The sequence below is a fragment of the Mesorhizobium sp. M0701 genome, from assembly GCF_040320365.1.
Lineage (GTDB): Bacteria > Pseudomonadota > Alphaproteobacteria > Rhizobiales > Rhizobiaceae > Mesorhizobium.
Map to the genome: position 1 here is coordinate 1 of NZ_JAMYPO010000094.1, position 5044 is coordinate 5044.

Below are 5044 nucleotides of genomic sequence, written 5' to 3' on the forward strand. Positions count from 1 at the left end.
CAACCGTCATCCATGCCTCCTCTCATAACCGAGGGGGTCAGTTCTTCATTTCGTCAGGGGGTCAGTTTCTCAATTCGCCCGACACATTAGGAACCCCTCCACATGACCAAACCCACCCCAACGCGCCGCGGCGCCAACACCGACGTGCGTGCGACCGTGAAGCGGCAGCACCTGCAGGTTCAACACAGGCTTTCGCAGGCGATGCCGTCTTTGTCGCGGTCTAGCTTGCGGCCCCAAGAGCAGTTGGCTAGGTACCAACTTGCTTCATCGCACGAGCTGATTTGGGAACAGGTGCGCCGCGGCTCGCATGAATAGCCGCTTTGTGCGACCTGATGGCGGTTGATGAAGCCAAGCGGCTGGTTAGAAAGCGGTCGGTTGTCGGCGTGCGCTAGACGCCACTCCCAAGGCGCCTGAAAAGTTCCGGCCCACAGACCGAGCTTTGCCGCCTCTGCCTTCGCCTGCTGCCCCGCATAGGCGCCGTGGCTGTAGAGGGGCCAGTCCAGTGCCAAGCCCTGCTCGACAAGCCAGCGCTGAACGCTACGACCGTCCGCCCGATCGCAGTTCCCGACAAGACGCCCGTACCGATCACGATCGACAAAACTGCAATGCAGCGGTCGCGAAGCTGCCAGGAACTTGTCCAAGGCTTGGGCAGCGCGGCGCCCGCATGGGTAGTCAAAGCCCTTGGCGTCGTCGCAGTGCTGACGTCTCTCGGGCGCGTCGATGCCATTGAAACGAATCCTTTGGCCTGCAATCTCTACTGTGTCGCCATCGATCACGGAGGCGCGGCCTTCCATGTGGCCAGGCAATGGTTCTGTCCAGTTTGTTATCGTGCTCTGTTGGCCGGCGATGCTCTGGATCGCGAATTAGGTAACTGCGGCGGCAAGCGTGCCGGCGCCGAGGAAGATCAGCCCCAAGAGGGGTCGCGGCAGCCGCCGTGACGGCATTCTTCTGCCGGCGCGCCTTCGCCAGCGGTCAGCCTGATTGGCGCCTTGATAACGGTGGCTTTTGCCCACGCCGCTCTCCCGGAAGAGAGAATGCCGCCATTCCGGGCGAGAGTCCAGAAGCTGCACTAGTCGGTCGGCAACTGGTCAACGCGGTGGGCACCGGCTCAGCCTTTCAACCGTCTCAACTATGGCCTTCGCAAGCGGGCATCAAGGTCCGCGTGAAGCACCTCCGGGACGAGGAAGACCTTCGGCACGCCTCGCTGCAGGATTTTTGGGATGAAGACTAGAACGCCGTTTGTGTCTCCAAGACGCGACAACGCAAAGTTCACCGGCCCGGCCAAGCGCCGACTATTTGACAAGCGCGCAAATGGCGTAGGCTGTCAGCGTCCAAGCTGTTGGGGACGTAGCGGCTACATGCGCTTGTGCTACCCACCCTGGAGCTGGGGAAGTAACCGGCAAGCTCCTAGAAATTAGAGCATTTGAATTTGACGCGCTGGCACCGCCACCTATGACGACTTTTGGCTTGGGACACCAAGCCTGTGCGGATTTGTCTGGGCTTGTATCACTCGCGCTTGAATACTGCGTGATTTCCCAACCGCCGACGCCGTCCTTCCCCGCCGGACCCTCAGCCCCCATTGCACCTTTAGGTCCCTGCTTGCCGGGAAGACCTTTTGGACCGACAGGCCCTTGGGGCCCTGGGGGGCCTGCCGTTGTGCAACCTGCAAGAAGGGCGACGCATGCTAGAGTGATAATAATTCTCATGACCACCTCCCCGGTTTCCCGGTGAGTTGACGACAAAAAACATTCGCCAAATCAACCGAATGTACCACCACGCGATTGTCGTGGATAGGAACGCGATCGGCGGCTGACGGAACGTCGCATATGCGCCGTGACGACGGGCGGCCAGCAATCGTAGCGTAGAGTGTTGACGCGCCTTCCTTGCCCTAGGGCGGTCGGGTCGTTTCGGCGCTCTGATCATCCGCTCCTTAGAGAAATGCTTCGCCATCAGCACGGTCTTCAAAGCAGTACCAATGCGATGGTTTCCTAGGTTTGGCGAAACCCCATCCTGCATTTTTGCCGCAGCCGGGATGCTCGCGCCTATGGTGCTGAATGCCGGGGCGCGTGACAGGCTCCATTGCACCGGCAAGGCGGATCAGCTCGTCGCTCATCGGGATGCTTTCAAAGCAGCGAGCGTTGTGCAGGCGCCTGCAGCGGAACTTTGATCTGTGTGGCCGGCTTCTCGACATCACGAAGCGTCGTCGGCCGACGACCGCTGCAGCAGTTTCGCTTCCGACCAGGAGTTCCTCGGCGGGAGGGAACTTAGAGCGGGAAGAGCCCGCTGACCAACCCCGCTTTAGCCGCAGCTAAGGAACGATGTAGGCCCTCGCGGGTTTAGAGCTTGCAGCGGTATCTTCGTGGATGTGCAGCCGCTGTGGGGGGTCCGTCGCCTCTCCCTCACCGGCGGCGGGCTCCTTTCGCGAGGGCGGTGTTGGTCAGAGGCACCTAGAACCTTGTACCGCATCCAAGTTAGCTACTTGTCATTGGGGGAGTAATGTCCCCTCCTCTTTTGCAGCAGCCAGGAATGCCTTGCGGGCCTCCTCAGGTTCCATCTCGTCGAAAATCACGGCCATGCAAACGCGCACCGCGAGGTCCCAGCAAGGGCCACGCTTGGTCCACTTCATCAGCTCCTCGCCGGCTGTCTCGGCGTTGTTGACGTTGTGGATGATCCCGGGACGCTCGGTCTTGACCGGGACCGGAGGGTTGAACCAGTGGAGAGCCATACGTCACTCTTTGTCGGCCCGATCAAGTTCCTCCAGCAAATACTTTTGCTCAGCCGGCAGCTTCCGTTCTACAGGCAGATTTAGCAGCTTGCGAAGGTAATTGTGGATTACCTCTGCCTATTGAAAATGCCGCAGGACGGCGCGCCTCCGTTGCGGTGCCACAGTGACTGAAGTTGGCTGACAGCTACTCGCGACTGTCGAAAGCCACGCAGAGGCCCATGGCAGTTGCTGCCTCGACGATCGCCTCGGTTAGTTCTTCGTCGGAGGCCACCAAATAAGGCGCAGTCTCCCGAGCTTCGCGTAGTGCCGCTTTGATCGAGACCGTGTCGCCACGGTCCGCCCTGTTGAGGAGGCGGTTATTCGCGAAGATCGAACCCGACGAACAGGCCAAAGGCTGGGGCAACATTGACGATAAGCTCCACCAGCTCGCAGTCAGTTTCCGCCACATGTGGCCCGTCTCGGCGAACCGCTGCAATAGTCTCTTTGACGGAGATGATTTGGCCGCGACGGGCTTGTAGGATCAGCTCGTGAACAAGGTGTTTGGCAGTCACCTTGTCGGGTCGGCAGTTCGTCCAAATGTTCATACAAGGCCTCCTACCTCAGGGAGAACCCAAGGGAACATTCATGATCCTCTGTCGAGAAAAATCAAGAAGAATGTTTGATAACTTCTGAGTGGGAATCAGGGGGACAAGCCACGAAGCGAGCCTCTATACTCTTTGGACCTGACGCTCAGCCAGCCGGCTAGGGACCTTCTTCCGTCGGGCCCTGTTTGGCCCGATCAATAGCCGCAAGTAATGACTGTAGGGTTGGCGGCAGTTCTGGTTCGACCCCCAAATTTAAGAACGTTTGTACGTGATGACGATAGCCTTCGGAACGGATCAGTTTCCGAAACGCTTCGGCGACAGACTGATGGTCTGCTTTGTTGCTCGTTGTCATGTTCGGGAAGTCCCTCCCAATGAGCCGCAACTCGCCCGCAACGAATGGGTTCCATCAGGAGGTCGGAATATTTGGAAGAAACTTCTGAGCGGGAGATCGGATAACTGGCTCGCGCGAAGACCCCCGTGACCCCTTCGTTTGCCGCAGCATTAATCCTCGCTCTTTGAACTGAAGATTCGTGTCGATCTAGCGTCGGTGTTGCAGATCGTGAACGTTGGAATGCTTCTGTCCAATGTTTGCTCACGCTGTGATGCCAACAGGGCAGGCTCTTGCGGCAGGGTGCCGCAAGGTCGCGACGAATGAAACGCCTGCCCAGTTCAACCCGCGCGACGTCCTTCAAAGCTGGGGGGATCGATCTTCACCAAGCGGTCTGCGGCCTCGACCGCAGTTCGTATCCTGCTGCACAGCGCGAGATTTTCGGCCAGCATTTCTTCAGTGCGTTGAAGCGCGAGCTCGGTCCGGTGAATGCGCTGCCTGGCATTGGCAACTTCCGATGTCAAAATATCGGCCGCTATCCCGTGGCCGTGGGGTTCCATAGTGTCCATCAGTTTCTAATACATGGGGGGCGATATCGTTCCCTGATGTCGGGCGAAACGGCGGGCCGCAGAAAAGCGCGATGGGCCGAATGACCAATGCGCGCCCTGTCAAAACAGCGCCGGAACAGGCGAACGGCTTCATCTGTCAAACGGCGATGCGATCCGGCCGGCCATGCCGCGCAAGCGCCTTGCGCAAGAAGCGTTTGGCCGCCACAGGTCGCGGTGTTCGCTGAAGAAGTACTCGACCGTGTCGCCGACCCTGTCGATGGCACGGTAAAGATACATCCAGCGACCGCGAACCTTGATGTAGGTCTCATCGACATGCCACTTGCCGGTGACGGTCCGCTTGCGCCGGTTGAAGCGCTCCAGCAGTTGCGGCGAGAAGCGGACGACCCAGCGATGCACTGTGGAATGATCGACACTCAAGCCGCGTTCGGCCATCATCTCTTCCAGATCGCGCAGGCTGAGAGTGTAGGCAAGGTACCAGCGTACGCACAGCAGGATCACCGACTGGTCGAAATGACGGCCCTTGAACATGACAAGCTCCTCGGCAATTGAAGAGCCTTCATGCCTCATGCGGTCTTGACGGAGAGTTTGCGACGGAACCGATAATCATGCCAGGCCATTGGCACTTAAATGAGAATCAACGCCAGCAACTTGCCGGCATCGCATTTGCCGAAGGTGCGTGTGAAATTCAAAGGAAGCACGGCCTTCACGATAATGCGATGGCATTATCGCGGTAGGGACGCCCATTACTGGGCGCCCCCCGCTCAGATCCGAGCGAGCCCGATTCGAGCACTCGGCTCCTACCTTGGGTGGCTGACGGCGAAGCGCGCATTGGGCCACG

At 59.1% G+C, this 5044-nt stretch carries 5 protein-coding genes and 1 pseudogene; 1 reads left to right on the forward strand and 5 read right to left on the reverse strand.

Going from position 1 to position 5044, the window contains the following annotated elements; all coding sequences use genetic code 11:
• Positions 1-179: 179 nt before the first annotated feature.
• From NKI24_RS35450 to NKI24_RS35465, 4 genes are all read right to left on the reverse strand, one after another.
• Entirely contained in the window at positions 180-776 is a 597-nt protein-coding gene (locus NKI24_RS35450; protein WP_352750788.1) for a thermonuclease family protein, read from the reverse strand.
• Between the two features lie 1154 nt (positions 777-1930).
• Entirely contained in the window at positions 1931-2113 is a 183-nt protein-coding gene (locus tag NKI24_RS35455) for a hypothetical protein (protein WP_352749806.1), read from the reverse strand.
• 369 nt (positions 2114-2482) lie between these two features.
• Positions 2483-2725 (reverse strand): DUF982 domain-containing protein, encoded by a 243-nt coding sequence (locus NKI24_RS35460; protein ID WP_352450353.1) that lies wholly within the window; start codon positions 2723-2725, stop codon positions 2483-2485.
• A 356-nt stretch (positions 2726-3081) separates the two neighbouring features.
• A complete protein-coding gene (locus tag NKI24_RS35465) occupies positions 3082-3309 on the reverse strand; it encodes a hypothetical protein (RefSeq protein WP_352450352.1) in 228 nt (75 codons plus the stop codon).
• 651 nt (positions 3310-3960) lie between these two features.
• Here NKI24_RS35465 and NKI24_RS35470 point away from each other — a divergent pair.
• Positions 3961-4290: a hypothetical protein gene (locus NKI24_RS35470; RefSeq protein ID WP_352450351.1), complete on the forward strand. Its 330-nt coding sequence runs from the start codon at positions 3961-3963 to the stop codon at positions 4288-4290.
• A 55-nt stretch (positions 4291-4345) separates the two neighbouring features.
• On the opposite strand, the pseudogene NKI24_RS35475 reads toward NKI24_RS35470, so the two are convergent.
• A pseudogene (locus NKI24_RS35475) lies at positions 4346-4734 on the reverse strand (IS6 family transposase); the annotation flags it as partial.
• Between the last annotated feature and the right edge of the window lie 310 nt (positions 4735-5044).

Coding starts and splice junctions, on each gene's coding strand:
- NKI24_RS35455 (WP_352749806.1), bottom strand. CDS start 2,113: ATGAGCGACGAGCTGATCCGCCTTGCCGGTGCAATGGAGCCTGTCACG.
- NKI24_RS35460 (WP_352450353.1), bottom strand. CDS start 2,725: ATGGCTCTCCACTGGTTCAACCCTCCGGTCCCGGTCAAGACCGAGCGT.
- NKI24_RS35465 (WP_352450352.1), bottom strand. CDS start 3,309: ATGAACATTTGGACGAACTGCCGACCCGACAAGGTGACTGCCAAACAC.
- NKI24_RS35470 (WP_352450351.1), top strand. CDS start 3,961: ATGAAACGCCTGCCCAGTTCAACCCGCGCGACGTCCTTCAAAGCTGGG.